The following is a 17,398-nucleotide window of genomic DNA, read 5'->3' as shown; positions in this document are numbered from 1 at the left end:
TAAATATGAAGCACTTTGCTAGATTTATACATAGTTGCGACATATTATTATAAAATGTTTTCTATGAAATGTAAAAGAGCCTTTTGTTACTAATGCTGAAAAGCTAGCTCTTGTTTAATTGATCGTAAAGAATTAGCAAATAATTCAGGTTCTTCTAAATCAGGAGAATGTGCTGAATTTGGAAACCAAATCATCTTTTTTATGGGTGCTTCCATAACATCACAATATTCCTGAACGAGTGCATAAGGAGTTTGATAATCATAGCGACCAGAACAAAAGTAAACAGGAATAGATAAACTTGAAATGGACGAAAAGAAATCAATTGTCAGCATTTCTTCCCATAAAACGCCAGATTTCAAGTTTCCTGCGAGAAACTTGAACCAATCTAATAGCGTATATTCAGGAGAAAAGAAACCTTTTCGTATGAAAGAAAAGGAAGATCCGTTTTGGATTGCTCCTCCAAATGTGCCAAGCCACTTTCTTTGAATAATGAGACGTCTCGTATCTAAAAATGGTGGTTTGCCTAATTTTAAAAGGGAAGCTAATGCTTTTTTATGATCATGTTTTTTAGCAGAACGAATTAAATGTTGATATAGCAATTCTTCGTTTTGTTTCATATGTACAATTTGACCAATACCGATATAAGCCTCTATATACTGTGGATATCGATGTGCTATCTTAAGACCAATAATACTTCCCCAAGAATGACCAGCGAGAAAGAGTTTTTGTTTGTTGAACTTTTTCAATACATATTGAATCACTTCTTTTGCATCGGAAACGAATTGTTCGATTGTAAAACTTGCTCCGAAATCTTTCATTGAAAAGGATTTTCCTGCCCCGCGTTGATCCCAATTAATAACGATAAAGTGCTTCTCTAATTCTTTTTGAAAATGGCGAATAAACCCGATTTGTGCCATGCCAGGTCCGCCGTGACAGCATAATAAAATAGGCTGCTCTACGTTTTGCCCGCGCATAAGGAGGGTTTGTTTTCGATTATTAATCATAACGCTTTCCATCGTAGCGATACTATGAGGAATGAGTTGTTTATTTTCATTATGGAACTGCGGGGTATAGCTACGAAAAAGCATATTGAAAACCTCCTTTTCTGAAATCTTATGAATCGCACAGGCTATTCGTTTTGCATATACTGTTAGAAAATCATTGTAACATACCATACTAGTGTCATTTCAACACGGGAGGTGGGAAATTGTGACGATTGGAGAAATTATAGATTGTTTAAATAGACGTGAATCCATCGCTATTATAGCAAAACGTCTTGAAATAAGCCCGTATACATTATCAAAGAAATTAAGGTTGATTGGATACGAATATGATGGAGAACAGAAAAAACGTATTTTTGTAGGAGATGGAGAAGAACCGCGTCACTTACAACTCCAAGAAGCGACAGCCCTTCAATATGCGACAACGGATTATCAATTATTAATTTATGAGCAATTACAAAGTATTTATGAGCTATTAAGAAAGAGGGAAGAAGTAATTGCGCCCATTATGAATATAAGTACAGAAAAAAAGAAACGTACCTTTTCTATTAATAAAGAAATATTAGCAAAATTAGACGCTATATCAGAATCGAAAGGAATTCAAAAATCTAAACTTGTAGAAGAGGCGTTACAACAATTTTTACAACAATATGATTTTAATAAAACATCAAATTTTGATAACTAAAGAAAAGGATACTATGTTCATTGTAAGAACGAGTATCCTTTTCTTTGTTTCCTGTATATTACGAATAATATACAGGATAAGTGCATATCCTTTGCAGTGAAAAAATTGGATTGTTTATTCGGAAAATACTTAATTTACTTTTTGAATTCTTCCATCAATAACTGGCTGAATTGGTTCTTTTAATTGTTTTACGTAATCGACTAGTGCTTCAAAGTCGTTTGGACCAGTTTCTGAATTCTTCCCATTTTTAAATGATACAAATCCATCACCACCAGAAGCTAAGAAAGCATTCGCTACTACGCTATACGTTTTAGATGGAGATAATTCTTCTCCGTTTGTTAAATGTATATTTGTAACTTTTTCACCGTTTGGTTTGTTTGCATCCCACGTATATTGAATACCTGAAATTTGAAGCATTCTTGTCGTTCCTTTTTGCCATTGCTGATTTAAAATATCGCGAATATCTTGACCTGTTAAACCTACTTTAATCAATTGGTTTCCAAAAGGTTGAATACCATATAATTCGCCCCATGTAATATCGCCAGCATCTAAGTCATTACGAATGCCGCCCGGATTCATAAGTGCGATTTGAGTTTGCATCGTTTGGCGCTGGGCATCGGCAACTAAATTTCCAAGAGTGGACTCACCAGCAGCATTTTGTTTACGATCGATAGGTGCTGTAGATTTTCCTACAACTTCATTTACAAGTGGTGCGATTTTTTCTTTATATTGATCCAGTTTTTGCTTTACTTGTTTATCAGGTGCTACACCTTCATGGTATGTTGTAACCACTTCAGCTTTTTTCTTCACAATATCTTTTGTCTTTCTATCAATTGTTACATCCACATCAGAGAAAGCTGTTCCGTAAGAGTTCGCTTGGACAATTAGTTTATTATTTACTGTACCATTTACATATGTATGACTATGTCCACCGAAAATAATATCAACTTCTGGATCTGTTTCATTTGCGATTCGAGTGAGATCGCCATTTGTTATACCAGATTCATCTGTTGTTCCACCGACATGAGCAAGGACGACAATAGATTTAACACCGAGACGCTTTAATTGTTGCGCTGATTTATTAATTGCTTCTACTTCGTCAGTGATTTCTACATTTTTAAGCATAGTAGGCATAACGACATTTGGTGTATCAGTTGTAACAACGCCAATGAATCCTACAGGCACACCATTTACCATTTTGACAGTAAATGGCGGTAAAAATAGGCGACCGGTTGATTTGTTATAGAAGTTTGCAGCGACATAAGGGAAGTTAGCCCCTTTGAAATTTCCTGTTTTTTCGTGATATCCACCGTAAATGAGGCGTTTCATTTCATCAATACCCTCATCAAATTCATGGTTTCCGATTGTACCAACATCAAACTTTAAGTCATTTAAAAATTCAATAGTAGGCTCATCTTGTAATAATGCTGAAACTGGTGGGCTAGCACCTACAATATCACCAGCATGTACGAGAAGTGTATTCGGGTTTTGTTTTTTCCGATCTTTTAAATAAGTAGCTAAGTAATCAGCGCCACCAGCTTCTTTATTATTAATTTTTTTAACAGTATCTAGTTGTCCATGAAAATCATTAATACCAAGCATTTGTACGTCTATGTAGCGGTTTTGTTCAGCTGGAGTCTGAGATGGGGGAGCGGCAAATACGCTTGAAAAAGTAATGGTGCTTAAAACGGCAACAGCAGGAATAATTTTTTTCCACATAATTTAATTCTCCTTTTTTTATAATCTGACATCATACGACATAATTTTAATAGATTCATAGGATTATATCTATATAAAAATTTAGTTTTTTCGAAAAATTAACATATTTACAAAAGATGAATCATAGAGTAATGACCCTTTTTTGTTGTCGATTTCATCGTGTATCTACTATAATGGAGAAAAAAGTAAAAGGTGAGCAGCATGAAGAAAAAGAAACAAAGACAAATGCAAAGACAATCTCAAGTGAATCAACCAAAGAAAGAATCTGTTACATTAGGTGATCAATTAAATGATTCACTTATGCAGCAATTAAAGAATAAGAAGAAAGAATTGCAAGTGAGAGAAGAGAAAAAAGAGGCAGCAGAGCTGGAAAGAAAGCGCCAAGAACAAAAAGAACGTGAAAAGAATAAATCATTTGAAGAACTGTTAAGTGAAAGTAGCCTTACTTGGAAAGACTTTAAATAATAAAAAAATGATCAGTGATATTTCACTGATCATTTTTTTGACGAGCTTGTAAGAAAAGGGGAGTTAGAATGAGGGAAATTGTAGTTGTTCCGCATGAAAATCATTGGGGTGAAAAATTTAAAATGGAAGCCGAAAGATTAAAATCGGCGATGCCAGAAACCGTGAAAATTCATCATATTGGAAGTACGTCAGTGCCAGGACTGGCAGCTAAACCAATTATAGATATGATTATGGAAGTAGAGAGTATCGACAGAGTAGATCATTGGAATGAACGTTTTAAAGAGCTTGGTTACATCGCAAAAGGGGAAAATGGTATTTCAAGACGTCGTTATTTTATTCATGGAACGGAGGCAAAACGTTCGTATCATTTACACGTGTTTGAAAAAGGAAATGCAGAGATAGTAAGGCATTTAGCGTTTCGTGATTATATGATGGCTCATTGTGAAGAAGCAGAGGCGTATGCAACTTTAAAGAAAGAGTTAGCTGAAAAGTATACATATGATGGTACGTTATATTCGGAAGGGAAAACTGAGTTTGTACGTAATGTTGATGAAAAAGCGAGGAACTGGATAGAAAATAAACGGGAATGAATGAGTTCGCATTATTTTTGAAGATGTATAAATTTATTATGTAAACTGTACATATGTTTTGACTTTTTAATTGAATCTTGTTGAAATAAAGTGGTGGCTTATAAAAATGTAACAAGGAAAGGAAGAACGAATGTGCATATTCCAACAACTACACTTCATAATGGCGTGAGAATGCCGATGATTGGTCTAGGCGTTTATAAAGCAAAAGAAGGCGACGAAGTAAAACAAGCAGTAAAAACAGCGTTAGAAGTTGGATACCGTTCGATTGATACAGCAACTGTATATGAAAATGAAAGCGGTGTCGGAGAAGCGGTTCGTGAATCAGGGATTCCGAGAGAAGACTTATTTATTACAACAAAAGTTTGGAACGACGATCAAGGATACGAGGAAACACTTGAGGCATTTGAGAAAAGTTTAAAGAAATTACAAATGGACTATGTAGATTTATATTTAATACATTGGCCAATAAGAGGGAAGTATGTTGATACGTACCGAGCGTTAGAAAAATTGTATGAAGAAGGTAAAGTGCGTGCGATTGGTGTTTCTAATTTCCATAAACACCATTTAGAGCTGCTATTACCAAATTGCAAAGTAAAGCCAATGGTAAACCAAGTAGAACTTCATCCAATGTTAACACAATCTGAATTGCGTAATTTCTGTCAAGGTGAGCAAATTCAAATGGAAGCGTGGAGTCCATTAATGAGGGGCGGAGAAGTATTTGAGCATCCAATCATTCAGGCTATTGCTAACAAATATGAAAAAACACCTGCGCAAGTTATATTGAGATGGGATATTCAAAGTGGGATAGTAACGATTCCTAAATCTGTTACACCATCTCGCATTAAGGAGAATTTTACTATTTTTGATTTTTCACTCACGGAAGAAGAGATGACTCAAATTAATACGTTAAATCGTAATTTACATGTAGGAACGAATCCTGATAAATATGATACGTTATAAAAAGACGCTACCATACTGGTAGCGTCTTTTTAACGATGTGAAGCATAGGTATCACATTTTGCAATTTGCTGAAGCTGTATATATTTTGCTGTTGTTAACTGTGTTTGTTTACTAGCTTGTACATTTTCTTGCAATTGTTGAATAGAGCTAGCCCCAGGTATAACAGCTGCAACAGTTTCGTTATGCAAGCAATATTGAATAGCTGTTCCTGTTAAAGAGCTTTCCCCGATTATTTCTTTTACACTCGCTAGTGTCGCATGTAATTCATCATAAGAATAAGAAAGGTAATCCTTTTCTTTTACTCTTTCTATCTTTCTTGCATTCTTGTCAGTTAGAATTCCTTTTGCAAGTGGTCCGCGAGCAATGACGCTAATTTGATGTTCATTAAGAAATGGGAACCATTCTTCAGGGCGACGATTTAAAAGGCTATATTCCATTAGGACACTAACGATATTTGAACGCTTTGCATACTCACGGATGACATTTGGACGTATAGAAGAAATACCGTAATGGCGAATGATACCTTCTTTTTTTAATTCTTCAAAGGCTTCAATTGTTTCATCTATAGGATCTTCAATCGTCCCGCCGTGAAGTTGATAAAGGTCAATATAGTCAGTTTGAAGTCTACGTAAACTTTCTTTCACTTCAGCCTTTATGTAATCCTTAGAAGGATCCCAAGACCAGCCGTTTTTTGCTTCTGTCCATCGATTTCCAACCTTCGTTGTAAGGACGATTTGATTTCGTTTCCCTTTTAAGGCTTTACCAACAAATTCTTCGTTTAATCCATAATCATATAAATCCGCGGTATCAAAAAAATTGATTCCTAAATCGATTGCTTCATCGATAATACGCAGGACTTCTGTTTCAGATGTACCGAGAGACATACAGCCAAGTCCCATTTCTGTCACAAATAAATCCGAGTTTCCTAATTGACGTTTTTTCATAGGTCAACCTCCTTACCTGTATTGTACGCAAGGGAAAAGAGGTTGACAAACGTTTTACTTTTATCCGGATTGGTGAAGACGAATAATTAGAGGGATGCCCCCTCTGATTAAAGTTTTACTTTATTTGCTGTAATCCACTCTTGTACAGTGGTATACTCTTTGCCATATTGTTTTAGCTTATGGCGAATTTGCCACGCTTTTCCGACTAAAGTGACGCGATTTGGTAAAATATAAACTTTCATTTCTATCACGCTCCTTTCAATGTGGTAAAATGTATGAGGAAAGAATAGGAAATAGAACAGGGAGATGAAGTAGTATGAGTAATCTTGCAGAGAGAACCGTAAAAACTGAACCAATTTTTGATGGTAGAGTTATAAAAGTTCGTGTTGATGATGTAGTATTACCAAATGGAGCAATGAGTAAACGTGAAATTGTAAATCACCCTGGTGCAGTTGCTATTATTGCTATTACTGATGAGGGGAAAATTGTGCTTGTTGAGCAGTATCGTAAAGCGCTTGAAAAGGCGATTATAGAAATTCCAGCCGGCAAGTTAGAACCTGGTGAAAAACCTGAGGTGACAGCAGTTCGTGAATTAGAAGAGGAAACAGGATATGTATGTGAAAATATGGAGCTTATTACTTCTTTCTACACATCTCCAGGGTTCGCAGATGAAATTTTATATGTATATAAAGCGACAGGTTTGACGAAAAAAGAAAATAAAGCTGAGTTAGATGAAGATGAGTTTGTGGAATTGATGGAAGTATCGTTAGAAGAAGCGGTTATTCTTATGAAAGATCTTCGTATTCATGATGCAAAGACAATGTTTGCAGTACAATATTTACAACTACAAAAATAAACACTCGCCAAAGGCGAGTGTTTTTTAATTGATTTTTGCATATACGCGTGCATCACGTAAGCTACCATCTGGTGCTATGAAATCATTTTCCATTGTACCTTCTAGAATAAATTCTAAACGTTCTGCTAGGTTACATGCATTTGTATTTGTTGCATCAATACGAATTTCAATTCTTCTAGCACTTAGCTTATCAAAGGCAAATTGAATGGCACCTTTAACAGCTTCGGTCATATAACCTTGTTTTGTATAAGCGCTATGCAGCCAGAAGTGAAGTGAAAACTTTGGAATATCCCAGTTTTCAGGCTTGAGCGTTATAGCTCCGATGAATGTACCAGATACTTTATCGTATAAGTGAAAATCAAGTGTTTCACGAAGTAAAAACTGTCCGTGAGCGTTACGAACGATTTCTTCAGCACTTTCTTCTGTTTCAGCGTTAATTGGCATCCACGGTACTAAGTCTTCTAGAGAAGCTTGGATTGCTTCATACACTTCTGCACCATCACCTGGAAATGGCTTACGAACTTGTAAGCGTTCAGTTTGAAATAATGTTGGAAAATCTAATAATAATGGTTTCAAGAGAAATCCCTCCTATTCTCTACTTTTTAGTTTAGCAAAGTAGAGCGGAATTTCAATGTTAATTCGTCATACTTTTTTCTTTCTTTCATACATTTTTAGTAAGAGTGTGAACGGAGGGAAGAAAAATGTGGCGAAAAACTTGGCAAGACCGTGTAGTGTCTCACATACAGGAAAACTCTTCATTATATATATTTAACGCTGTTTTATTATTGATGGGAGTAATATTTGGGGCCATTCTTGTAAATAGTTTACAATTAAATCAAAAACAAGATTTATCATTTTATTTACAACGTTTTTTTGGACAAGTTTCTAAAGGAGAATTTGCTATTGCAGGCGAAATGTTTCGAGAAAGTTACTTTTCGCAATTAAAATACATTGGATTTATTTGGATTTTGGGAATTTCAATTATTGGATTGCCACTTATTTTTATTTTATTATTTGTAAAAGGAGTAGTTGTCGGATTTACAGTAGGTTTTTTAGTAAGTCAGCATGGATGGAATGGATTATTACTAGCATTTGTATCTGTTTTGCCACAAAATTTAATTATCATTCCAGTCTTTCTCGTTATGACAACTATTGCTGCAAGTTTTTCTTTACGGATGATTAGGCATCAATTTATTAGAAAAATAACCGAGCCACTATTACCATTATTAATCCGTTATACATGCTTCTTTCTCGTAATTGGAGTGGTGTTAGCACTTGCTTCTAGTGTGGAGGCTTACGCATCACCAGTTTTAATGAAAGAAGTCGTTGAGGCTATTAATAAAAAATAAATACTTTTTGAGAATAATTATCAATTTGTTTTTATTGTTTTTCTTTTGACAGAAGCCCTTCTTCTGATATAATGGTGTAAGAGTGGCGAGGAGGGAGTAGTACCGAATGGAAGAAAGAATTGAACGAATTAAGAAGCAATTACATGCAGCGAGCTACAAATTAACACCGCAACGTGAAGCAACAGTTCGTGTGCTGCTAGAAAATGAAGAAGATCATTTAAGCGCAGAAGATGTTTACCTCCTTGTAAAAGAAAAGTCGCCAGAGATCGGATTAGCAACCGTCTATCGAACTTTAGAACTATTATCTGAGTTAAAAGTTGTCGATAAGATTAACTTCGGAGACGGTGTTTCACGCTATGACTTACGCCAAGAAGGTGCGCAGCGTTTCCACCATCATTTGATTTGTACACAATGTGGTGCTGTACAAGAAATACAAGAAGATTTACTTGGTGAAGTGGAAAGGAAAGTAGAACGTGACTGGAGCTTTAAGGTGAAGGATCATCGTTTAACATTCCATGGGATTTGTAAAAATTGTCAAGAAAATGAAACGGATGAAAAATAACCTTTTCCTATTTAACTAGGAAGAGGTTTTTTATTTGAATAAGGTATAAATTGGTGAAAGCTTGGCATATGTTGTAATAACTTATATTTTGGAGGAATTTACAATGCGCCGAGCTTTAAAATTAACTTTTGATGGGGTAAAAGTATTTTTATTATTTACAAGTTGTACGATTTTGTTTTATTTCGCTATACTATGGATAAATGAAGAATATGAAAGCTATCATCGTTATGAAAAGCCAAAAGAAGAGACTGTAGAAAAAGTATCAGGGAATGAAGAGCCGGCAAAGGATGCTTTCGTAAATAGAATGATGTTTTTCTATGAAAATGGGGAGTAGTGTAGATTGGAAGATCAATTAAAAGATTTTATTCATTATATGGTTGTCGAGAAAGGGTTAGCGAAAAATACAGTAGTATCTTATGAACGTGATTTAAAAAGTTATGTAAAGTACTTGCAAAACGTAGAACAAGCGAAAAGCTTTCATGAAGTGACACGCTTGCACATTGTTAATTTTCTGCAGCACTTAAAAGAAAACGGAAAATCTTCAAAAACATTAGCACGTCATATTGCGTCGATTCGTTCGTTCCACCAATTTCTACTTCGTGAACGAGCGGTAGAGCACGATCCATCCGTACATATTGAAACGCCGCAAGGAGAACGGAAATTACCGAAAGTATTATCAGTTGATGAAGTAGAGGCGTTACTTCAGACACCAAAAATGACGAGTGCTTTTGGGGTTCGTGATAAAGCGATGCTAGAGTTACTGTATGCAACAGGACTTCGTGTTTCGGAATTAATTGCCTTAAATTTAGAAGATGTACATTTAACAATGGGATTTGTTCGTTGCATAGGGAAAGGGAATAAAGAAAGAATTATTCCACTAGGAAGTTTAGCGACGGAAGCGATTCAAAAGTATATTGAAAAGGGAAGAAGAGAATTGATGGGTAAAAAAGTAGTAGATGCACTCTTTTTAAACCATCATGGGAATCGATTATCAAGACAAGGGTTTTGGAAAATTTTAAAACGATTAGCGAAAGAAGCAAATATTGAAAAAGAGCTTACACCTCATACGTTGCGCCATTCTTTTGCTACGCATTTATTGGAAAATGGAGCAGATTTGCGTGCTGTGCAAGAAATGCTTGGACATGCAGATATTTCAACGACACAAATTTATACGCATGTTTCAAAAACTAGATTAAAAGATGTATATAAACAGTTCCATCCGAGAGCATAGTTACTATGCTCTTTTTTCATAGATTCAAAAGGATGAAGTACTTCACAGAAACTTCACAAACATTTCGTACATTGTTTTCAGCAGAAGACTAGAATATTACAATGTATTTCCTCTATACTAAATAAGGTATGAAGGAGGAAATGATGATGAAAAAACTTATTATGACTTTATTTATCGCGATGCTAGCATTGGCTGGCTGTAATACAAACAAAGAAGAACCGAAAAAAGAACAGAAACTGGAAGCTGTAAAAGTAGCAGTTCAAACAAATCCGAAAGAAATTAAACCTGGTGAAAAAACAGAAGTACAAGCACTTGTTACACAAGGAAAAGAAAAGGTAACGGATGCTGATGATGTAAAGTTTGAAATTTGGAAAGCTGGGGACGAAAAGCACGAGATGTTAGATGGTAAGCATAAAGGTAAAGGTGTTTATGCTGTAGAGAAAACGTTCGAGACGGATGGAGTGTACCATATTATCGCTCACACAAATGCGCGTGAAATGCATGTTATGCCAGAAGTAAAAGTGGCTGTAGGAAATGCGAAAGTAGAAGATGCGAAAAAAGAAAATAGTGATCATGGTGCAGGACATGGCGATCATAAAAGCGATACAATGATCCACCTTATGGCTGGTGACATAAAAGCAAATGCTGAATCAACAATGAAAGTTCATTTAAAACAAAAAGAAGAAGCGTTAACTGGTGCTGAAGTACAACTTGAGATTTGGAAAGATGGTGTTGAAAAACACGAATTTATTCCAGCGAAAGAAGGAAATAAAGGAGAGTATGAAACGAAGCATACTTTCAAAGAAAACGGTTCTTACAAAGTGAAAGTTCATGTTAGAAAAGGTGAGCTGCATGAACATAAAGAAGAAACAGTAGAAGTAAAATAAAAAGCAGCTCTTTGGAGCTGCTTTTTATTTTTGTCTCGTTATTTGCGGGTTAATTAAAATTTCATTTTATATGAAGAAATAAATCATAAAATAATTAGCACTTCTGTGCATAATGGATTACAATAGAAGTGTGAAAAAAATGAGAAATTCTACGAAAATGTATTAAAAAGAAAGCGTAAACATGTTATGATATCAGTATCAGATGTCTGACATCTGACTTAGAAAAAACTAGAAATGTTTTTGCGTCGTTTCAAGGTAAACGAAATAGGTTAGAGAATGATTTAAAGAAGTACTGTTTGACAATGAGAACGAAAGATAATTCTTATGGAGAACAGTTTCACTTTATAGCGTTTTGAACATACTACAAGAAGTAGAACTGAACTTATAGGAGGTCGCAGTTATGAATAAATATAAACGTATATTCCTAGTCGTAATGGACTCTGTCGGAATCGGTGAAGCACCAGATGCTGAACAATTTGGTGATTTAGGATCTGACACAATTGGTCACATTGCTGAACATATGAATGGATTACAAATGCCTAACATGGTGAAATTAGGTCTTGGTAACATTCGTGAAATGAAAGGCATCTCTAAAGTAGAAAAACCACTTGGATATTATACAAAAATGCAAGAGAAATCTACTGGTAAAGATACAATGACAGGCCACTGGGAAATCATGGGCCTTTACATTGATACACCATTCCAAGTGTTCCCTGAAGGATTTCCGAAAGAATTACTTGATGAATTAGAAGAAAAAACAGGCCGTAAAATCATCGGTAATAAACCAGCTTCTGGAACTGAGATTCTTGATGAACTTGGTCAAGAACAAATGGAAACAGGCTCTTTAATCGTTTACACTTCTGCTGATAGCGTATTACAAATCGCAGCACACGAAGAAGTAGTACCGCTTGATGAGTTATATAAAATTTGTAAAATTGCACGTGAATTAACGTTAGATGAGAAGTACATGGTAGGTCGCGTTATCGCTCGTCCATTCGTTGGTGAGCCTGGAAACTTTACACGTACGCCAAACCGTCATGACTATGCATTAAAACCATTTGGCCGTACAGTAATGAATGAACTAAAAGATAGTGATTATGATGTGATTGCTATCGGTAAAATCTCTGATATCTATGATGGTGAAGGGGTAACTGAATCACTTCGTACGAAGTCTAACATGGATGGAATGGATAAGCTTGTAGATACATTAAATATGGACTTTACAGGTCTTAGCTTCTTAAACTTAGTTGACTTTGATGCATTATTCGGTCACCGTCGTGATCCACAAGGATACGGAGAAGCTCTGCAAGACTATGATGCGCGTCTTCCAGAAGTATTCGAAAAACTAAAAGAAGATGATTTATTATTAATTACAGCAGACCACGGTAATGACCCAGTTCACCCTGGTACTGACCATACACGTGAATATGTACCGTTATTAGCATATAGTCCAAGCATGAAAGAAGGCGGACAAGAGTTACCACTTCGCCAAACATTTGCTGATATTGGTGCAACTGTAGCAGAAAACTTCGGTGTGAAAATGCCAGAATACGGAACAAGCTTCTTAAACGAGCTAAAGAAATAGGGGGATATACAAATGAATCGTGAACTTATTACAAAATCAGCTTCATACTTAAAAGAGAAATTTCAAGAGACACCACAAGTAGGACTAATCCTTGGATCTGGACTAGGTGTATTAGCAGATGAAATCGAGAACGCAGTAACAGTACCTTACAGTGAAATCCCTGAATTCCCAGTTTCAACTGTAGAAGGCCATGCAGGTCAACTAGTATTCGGTACACTTCAAGGTGTAACAGTAGTAGCAATGCAAGGACGTTTCCACTTCTATGAAGGATACGACATGCAAAAAGTAACATTCCCAGTTCGTGTTATGAAAGAACTAGGTGTAGAAACAGTTGTTGTAACAAATGCAGCTGGTGGTGTAAATACATCATTCGAACCAGGCGATCTTATGTTAATTTCAGACCACATTAACTTCATGGGTACAAATCCATTAATCGGACCAAATGATTCTGAAATGGGTGTGCGTTTCCCTGATATGTCTACATCATATACGACAGAGCTTCGCGAAATGGCGAAACAAGTTGCAGCAGACTTAAATATTAAAGTACAAGAAGGTGTATACGTTGGAATGACAGGTCCTGTATATGAAACACCTGCTGAAATTCGTATGCTTCGTACACTTGGCGGAGATGCAGTTGGTATGTCAACAGTACCTGAAGTAATTGTAGCGCGTCACGCTGGTATGAAAGTACTTGGTATTTCTTGTATTTCAAATATGGCAGCTGGTATTTTAGATCAGCCACTTCACCACGATGAAGTAATCGAAACGACAGAACGTGTTAAAGCTAACTTCTTAGCATTAGTAAAAGCAATCGTAAAACAAATGAAGGGGTGACCTCACAATGAGAATGGTGGACCTAATTGCAAAAAAACGTGACGGACATGCATTAACGACAGAAGAAATCAACTTTATTGTTGAAGGATATACGAATGGTGATATTCCTGATTATCAAGTAAGTTCACTTGCAATGGCAATTTTCTTCCAAGATATGAACGATCAAGAACGTGCTGATTTAACGATGGCAATGGTCAATAGCGGTGATACAATCGACTTATCAGCTATTGAAGGGGTAAAAGTAGATAAGCACTCCACAGGTGGTGTTGGTGATACAACAACACTTGTATTAGGTCCATTAGTAGCCGCTTTAGGTGTACCGGTTGCAAAAATGTCTGGACGTGGTCTAGGACATACTGGTGGTACAATTGATAAATTAGAAGCAGTTCCAGGATTCCATGTTGAAATCGAAAATGATGAATTCATGCGTCTTGTAAATGAAAATAAAATCGCAGTTATTGGTCAAAGTGGAAACTTAACACCTGCGGATAAAAAATTGTATGCACTTCGTGATGTAACGGCAACAGTAAACTCAATTCCGCTTATTGCAAGCTCAATTATGAGTAAAAAAATTGCTGCTGGTGCAGATGCAATTGTTCTTGATGTAAAAACTGGAGCAGGTGCATTTATGAAAACAGATGAAGATGCAAAACGTTTAGCAGAGGCAATGGTGCGCATTGGTAACAACGTTGGTCGTAATACGATGGCTGTTATTTCTGATATGAGTCAACCACTTGGTGAGGCTATTGGTAACGCACTTGAAGTACAAGAAGCAATTGATACATTACAAGGTAAAGGACCGAAAGATTTAGAAGAGTTATGTTTAACACTTGGAAGTCAAATGGTATACCTTGCTGGACAAGCTTCATCTTTAGAAGATGCACGTGAGAAATTAATTGAAGTAATGAACAACGGTAAAGCGCTAGAATCATTTAAAACGTTCTTATCAGCGCAAGGCGGAGATGCATCTGTTGTTGATGATCCTTCTAAATTACCACAAGCACAGTTTAAAGTTGAAGTGGAAGCGAAGGAAGACGGTTATGTATCAGAAATCGTTGCAGATGAAATCGGAACAGCAGCAATGCTTTTAGGAGCAGGACGTGCGACGAAGGAATCTGAAATTGATTTAGCAGTTGGCTTAATGCTTCGCAAAAAAGTAGGGGAAAGCGTGAAAAAAGGTGAATCCCTTGTTACCATTTACGCAAACCGTGAAAATGTAGAAGATGTAAAAGCAAAAATTTATGAGAACATGAAGATTACTAACGAGCATGTAGATGCACCAACATTAGTGCACGGCATCGTTACTGAGTAATAAAGAAGAGCCAGGGAGTATTTCTCCTTGGCTTTTTTTGCTGTTTTTTGTTTATAATAATAATGGGTGAAATTATGATTAGAATTTGTGCAATAACAAAAACAGATGAAGTATTATATGATGTTTCGCTAGAGGAAACAAAGAAAGACCATATTGTATGGTATTGGCTAGATTTATATAAGCCAACGAAAGAAGAGTATACATACATTTTGCAAGATCATTTTAAGTTCCATCCCCTTGCAATTGAAGACTGTATAGAATATGTACAGAGGCCAAAAGTTGATTTTTATGATGGATATAACTTTTTAGTTCTTCATGCATTTGGTGAGGATGGATTAGAACCGCACGAGATTGATTTATTTATTAGTGATCGTTATATTGTGTCTTTCCACTTTTCTCATAACAATGCGATTGAAAGAGTATGGAAAACACTTGGAGAAAAGAAGCGTATTAAAAATAGTCCTTTACACGTAGCGCATACAATTATCGATCAAATTGTAGATGACTATTTTGCGCCTGTATATTACATTGAGGATCATTTAAATGCAATTGATGATAATTTAACGGGTGAAACAGCAGGAAGTGTACTAGAAGAGGTATTTGATATACGTGCAGATTTATCGAAGCTAAGGCGTACAATCATTCCGATGCGTGATTTATTGTATCGTATTTTAAACTCGACTCGTTTTTACGGTATAAGTGATCATGAAATTTACTTTAAAGATATACATGATCATTTGCTTAAACTGACCGAAATGATTGAAGCAAGCCGAGAATTAACGGCAGATATTCGAGATAGCTATTTTTCATTAAACTCACATCATATGAATAACATTATGAAAACATTAACTGTATTCTCGACTATTTTCATGCCATTAACATTTATTGCGGGAGTATATGGAATGAACTTTACGCATATGCCAGAGCTTGGTGGACAATATAGTTATTTTATTTGTCTACTTATCATGGCGTTAATTGGCGGCGGCATGATGGCTTGGTTTTATAAAAAAGGATGGTTTAAGTAAAAAAACACCGAGGAAAATTCCTCGGTGTTTTTTACTTAACCAATAGCATGTAATACGAACATGGCTAAGAATAAGCATGTAACGATATACATAGAAGGTGCGACTTCTTTACGCTTTCCAAGAGCAATTTTTAAGATAGGATAAGCGATAAATCCGAACGCAATGCCATCAGCGATACTATATGTGAGCGGGATCATGACGATAATTAAGAACGCTGGAAATCCTTCTGAAAAATCGTTCAGAGGAATTTGCTGAATGCTTGTAATCATCAGGCCGCCAATAATAATTAAGATTGGTGCAATGGCACTATCAGGAATTAGTTTGACAAACGGAAGTGCAAACAGTGATGCAAAGAATAACAACCCTGTAACGATAGACGTCAGACCTGTCTTTCCGCCTGCAGTAATACCTGCGGCACTCTCTACTGTTGATACGGTAGGGCTTGTGCCAAATAGACCACATGTCATTGCTGAAATTGCATTGGCTTGGTAAGCACGTGGGAATTTACGGTCATCTTCTAATAAACCGTGCAGAAGTCCCATGTTCTCAAAAATAAGCACCATGCTTAAGGAGAATGTTGCAATCCAAAACGGTAAGGAAGAAAGTTTGCCAAATGACATAGCACCAAACACATCGCCGTAATTAGCGAATGAGAATGAACTATTTCCGATTTGACTTGTATCAACAAGACCAAATAGCCATGCAATACCTGTTCCTATTGCAATCGTCCATAAAAAGTTGCCACGTACGTTACGAATAAATAATACAAGTGCAACAATAAGAGTAAGCACGGTCGCAAGAACGACAGGGTTACTTAATTTACCCATTGCAACAGCAGTATTTGGATTCGAAACGACTAAACCACCTTTTTGCAATCCGATAAACGCTAAAAACAATCCAATGCCGACAGTAATAGCTTCCTTTAATGACTTTGGAATCGATACTGAAAGCACGCGAGCGATTGGTGTAAACGCAGCAATTGCAAAAATAATACCAGAGATGAAGACAGCTGCTAATGCTTCCTGCCAAGTTAATCCGAGCGTATGCACAGCAGTGTACGTGAAGAATGCATTTACACCCATACCAGGGACAAGAATAGCAGGTGCATTTGCCCAAAATGCCATGAGCAGACATCCGACAAATGAACTGAAAACAGTTGCTAAAATTCCAGCTTCAAGAGGAATGCCAGCATCGGATAAAATGGATGCATTTACAATCATAATATATACGATTGTGAAAAATGACGTAACTCCAGCTAAAACTTCTTGTTTTGGTGATGTTTCGTGTAAACCTAATTTAAATGTTCTTTCAAGTATTCCTTTCATGTTAAACCTTCTTTTTCATATCCCTCTCCCACCCGTGATATCTCTTTTGTAAGAGCTCACCGTCCTTT

The 17,398-nt window shown here is 36.2% G+C and carries 20 protein-coding genes; 14 read left to right on the top strand and 6 right to left on the bottom strand.

Features of this window, described 5'->3' with window-relative positions; all coding sequences use genetic code 11:
• Positions 1 to 89: 89 nt before the first annotated feature.
• Positions 90 to 1,088 carry an alpha/beta fold hydrolase gene (locus DN390_RS11090; RefSeq protein WP_147807341.1) on the bottom strand — a complete coding sequence of 333 codons (999 nt, stop codon included), beginning with the start codon at positions 1,086 to 1,088 and terminating at the stop codon, positions 90 to 92.
• 121 nt (positions 1,089 to 1,209) lie between these two features.
• Here DN390_RS11090 and DN390_RS11085 point away from each other — a divergent pair, with 121 nt between their 5' ends.
• On the top strand, positions 1,210 to 1,686 hold the full coding sequence (locus tag DN390_RS11085) for a ribbon-helix-helix domain-containing protein (RefSeq protein WP_048562375.1): 477 nt from the start codon (positions 1,210 to 1,212) through the stop codon (positions 1,684 to 1,686).
• Between the two features lie 129 nt (positions 1,687 to 1,815).
• On the opposite strand, the gene DN390_RS11080 is transcribed toward DN390_RS11085, so the two are convergent.
• Positions 1,816 to 3,405, bottom strand: a complete 1,590-nt coding sequence (locus tag DN390_RS11080; RefSeq protein ID WP_147807340.1) for a bifunctional metallophosphatase/5'-nucleotidase — start codon at positions 3,403 to 3,405, stop codon at positions 1,816 to 1,818.
• 201 nt (positions 3,406 to 3,606) lie between these two features.
• Between DN390_RS11080 and DN390_RS11075 the strand changes: the two genes are divergently transcribed.
• From DN390_RS11075 to DN390_RS11065, 3 genes are all read left to right on the top strand, one after another.
• A complete protein-coding gene (locus DN390_RS11075) occupies positions 3,607 to 3,870 on the top strand; it encodes a YqkE family protein (protein WP_147807339.1) in 264 nt (87 codons plus the stop codon).
• Positions 3,871 to 3,938: 68 nt separating this feature from the next.
• Positions 3,939 to 4,460, top strand: coding sequence for a GrpB family protein (locus tag DN390_RS11070; protein WP_147807338.1), 522 nt, complete (start codon positions 3,939 to 3,941; stop codon positions 4,458 to 4,460).
• Between the two features lie 132 nt (positions 4,461 to 4,592).
• Positions 4,593 to 5,420 carry an aldo/keto reductase gene (locus DN390_RS11065; protein WP_097950645.1) on the top strand — a complete coding sequence of 276 codons (828 nt, stop codon included), beginning with the start codon at positions 4,593 to 4,595 and terminating at the stop codon, positions 5,418 to 5,420.
• Positions 5,421 to 5,449: 29 nt separating this feature from the next.
• Here the strand turns inward: DN390_RS11065 and DN390_RS11060 are convergent, their stop codons facing one another.
• Positions 5,450 to 6,364: an aldo/keto reductase gene (locus DN390_RS11060; RefSeq protein ID WP_147807337.1), complete on the bottom strand. Its 915-nt coding sequence runs from the start codon at positions 6,362 to 6,364 to the stop codon at positions 5,450 to 5,452.
• Positions 6,365 to 6,471: 107 nt separating this feature from the next.
• Positions 6,472 to 6,606: a Z-ring formation inhibitor MciZ gene (gene mciZ, locus DN390_RS11055; RefSeq protein ID WP_000870297.1), complete on the bottom strand. Its 135-nt coding sequence runs from the start codon at positions 6,604 to 6,606 to the stop codon at positions 6,472 to 6,474.
• A 74-nt stretch (positions 6,607 to 6,680) separates the two neighbouring features.
• Between mciZ and DN390_RS11050 the strand changes: the two genes are divergently transcribed.
• Positions 6,681 to 7,220 carry an NUDIX hydrolase gene (locus DN390_RS11050; RefSeq protein ID WP_060632166.1) on the top strand — a complete coding sequence of 180 codons (540 nt, stop codon included), beginning with the start codon at positions 6,681 to 6,683 and terminating at the stop codon, positions 7,218 to 7,220.
• A gap of 24 nt (positions 7,221 to 7,244) precedes the next feature.
• Here DN390_RS11050 and DN390_RS11045 read toward each other — a convergent pair whose 3' ends face one another.
• Complete coding sequence (locus DN390_RS11045; protein ID WP_000803491.1) at positions 7,245 to 7,796, bottom strand: GNAT family N-acetyltransferase; 552 nt, start codon at positions 7,794 to 7,796, stop codon at positions 7,245 to 7,247.
• A gap of 155 nt (positions 7,797 to 7,951) precedes the next feature.
• Between DN390_RS11045 and spoIIM the strand changes: the two genes are divergently transcribed.
• The 9 genes from spoIIM (at position 7,952) to corA (ending at position 16,005) form a co-directional block, all read left to right on the top strand.
• Complete coding sequence (gene spoIIM, locus DN390_RS11040) at positions 7,952 to 8,569, top strand: stage II sporulation protein M (protein ID WP_234415812.1); 618 nt, start codon at positions 7,952 to 7,954, stop codon at positions 8,567 to 8,569.
• A 106-nt stretch (positions 8,570 to 8,675) separates the two neighbouring features.
• Entirely contained in the window at positions 8,676 to 9,131 is a 456-nt protein-coding gene (fur, locus tag DN390_RS11035) for a ferric iron uptake transcriptional regulator (RefSeq protein ID WP_000392657.1), read from the top strand.
• A 103-nt stretch (positions 9,132 to 9,234) separates the two neighbouring features.
• Positions 9,235 to 9,465 (top strand): YqzK family protein, encoded by a 231-nt coding sequence (locus DN390_RS11030; RefSeq protein ID WP_060632164.1) that lies wholly within the window; start codon positions 9,235 to 9,237, stop codon positions 9,463 to 9,465.
• A 6-nt stretch (positions 9,466 to 9,471) separates the two neighbouring features.
• Positions 9,472 to 10,362 carry a site-specific tyrosine recombinase XerD gene (gene xerD / locus DN390_RS11025; RefSeq protein WP_000390084.1) on the top strand — a complete coding sequence of 297 codons (891 nt, stop codon included), beginning with the start codon at positions 9,472 to 9,474 and terminating at the stop codon, positions 10,360 to 10,362.
• A gap of 143 nt (positions 10,363 to 10,505) precedes the next feature.
• Positions 10,506 to 11,249 (top strand): FixH family protein, encoded by a 744-nt coding sequence (locus tag DN390_RS11020; RefSeq protein WP_140350537.1) that lies wholly within the window; start codon positions 10,506 to 10,508, stop codon positions 11,247 to 11,249.
• Positions 11,250 to 11,649: 400 nt separating this feature from the next.
• Positions 11,650 to 12,834 carry a phosphopentomutase gene (gene deoB / locus DN390_RS11015; RefSeq protein ID WP_060632161.1) on the top strand — a complete coding sequence of 395 codons (1,185 nt, stop codon included), beginning with the start codon at positions 11,650 to 11,652 and terminating at the stop codon, positions 12,832 to 12,834.
• A gap of 12 nt (positions 12,835 to 12,846) precedes the next feature.
• Positions 12,847 to 13,668 carry a purine-nucleoside phosphorylase gene (locus DN390_RS11010; RefSeq protein WP_001078444.1) on the top strand — a complete coding sequence of 274 codons (822 nt, stop codon included), beginning with the start codon at positions 12,847 to 12,849 and terminating at the stop codon, positions 13,666 to 13,668.
• A 7-nt stretch (positions 13,669 to 13,675) separates the two neighbouring features.
• A complete protein-coding gene (locus DN390_RS11005) occupies positions 13,676 to 14,980 on the top strand; it encodes a pyrimidine-nucleoside phosphorylase (RefSeq protein ID WP_060632160.1) in 1,305 nt (434 codons plus the stop codon).
• Positions 14,981 to 15,042: 62 nt separating this feature from the next.
• Positions 15,043 to 16,005, top strand: a complete 963-nt coding sequence (corA, locus tag DN390_RS11000) for a magnesium/cobalt transporter CorA (protein ID WP_001976329.1) — start codon at positions 15,043 to 15,045, stop codon at positions 16,003 to 16,005.
• A gap of 35 nt (positions 16,006 to 16,040) precedes the next feature.
• Here the strand turns inward: corA and DN390_RS10995 are convergent, their stop codons facing one another.
• Entirely contained in the window at positions 16,041 to 17,330 is a 1,290-nt protein-coding gene (locus DN390_RS10995) for an NCS2 family permease (protein ID WP_098289007.1), read from the bottom strand.
• Between the last annotated feature and the right edge of the window lie 68 nt (positions 17,331 to 17,398).

It is taken from the genome of Bacillus sp. SH7-1, from assembly GCF_008042405.1.
GTDB lineage: Bacteria > Bacillota > Bacilli > Bacillales > Bacillaceae_G > Bacillus_A > Bacillus_A thuringiensis_N.
This window is presented reverse-complemented; position numbering and strand designations above follow the sequence as displayed.

Excerpts from the sequence above, each read along its gene's own strand:
- DN390_RS11090 (WP_147807341.1), bottom strand. The coding sequence starts at position 1,088 with ATGCTTTTTCGTAGCTATACCCCGCAGTTCCATAATGAAAATAAACAA.
- DN390_RS11080 (WP_147807340.1), bottom strand. The coding sequence starts at position 3,405 with ATGTGGAAAAAAATTATTCCTGCTGTTGCCGTTTTAAGCACCATTACT.
- DN390_RS11075 (WP_147807339.1), top strand. The coding sequence starts at position 3,607 with ATGAAGAAAAAGAAACAAAGACAAATGCAAAGACAATCTCAAGTGAAT.
- DN390_RS11070 (WP_147807338.1), top strand. The coding sequence starts at position 3,939 with ATGAGGGAAATTGTAGTTGTTCCGCATGAAAATCATTGGGGTGAAAAA.
- DN390_RS11060 (WP_147807337.1), bottom strand. The coding sequence starts at position 6,364 with ATGAAAAAACGTCAATTAGGAAACTCGGATTTATTTGTGACAGAAATG.
- mciZ (WP_000870297.1), bottom strand. The coding sequence starts at position 6,606 with ATGAAAGTTTATATTTTACCAAATCGCGTCACTTTAGTCGGAAAAGCG.
- DN390_RS11050 (WP_060632166.1), top strand. The coding sequence starts at position 6,681 with ATGAGTAATCTTGCAGAGAGAACCGTAAAAACTGAACCAATTTTTGAT.
- fur (WP_000392657.1), top strand. The coding sequence starts at position 8,676 with ATGGAAGAAAGAATTGAACGAATTAAGAAGCAATTACATGCAGCGAGC.
- DN390_RS11030 (WP_060632164.1), top strand. The coding sequence starts at position 9,235 with ATGCGCCGAGCTTTAAAATTAACTTTTGATGGGGTAAAAGTATTTTTA.
- DN390_RS11020 (WP_140350537.1), top strand. The coding sequence starts at position 10,506 with ATGATGAAAAAACTTATTATGACTTTATTTATCGCGATGCTAGCATTG.
- deoB (WP_060632161.1), top strand. The coding sequence starts at position 11,650 with ATGAATAAATATAAACGTATATTCCTAGTCGTAATGGACTCTGTCGGA.
- DN390_RS11010 (WP_001078444.1), top strand. The coding sequence starts at position 12,847 with ATGAATCGTGAACTTATTACAAAATCAGCTTCATACTTAAAAGAGAAA.
- DN390_RS11005 (WP_060632160.1), top strand. The coding sequence starts at position 13,676 with ATGAGAATGGTGGACCTAATTGCAAAAAAACGTGACGGACATGCATTA.
- corA (WP_001976329.1), top strand. The coding sequence starts at position 15,043 with ATGGGTGAAATTATGATTAGAATTTGTGCAATAACAAAAACAGATGAA.
- DN390_RS10995 (WP_098289007.1), bottom strand. The coding sequence starts at position 17,330 with ATGAAAGGAATACTTGAAAGAACATTTAAATTAGGTTTACACGAAACA.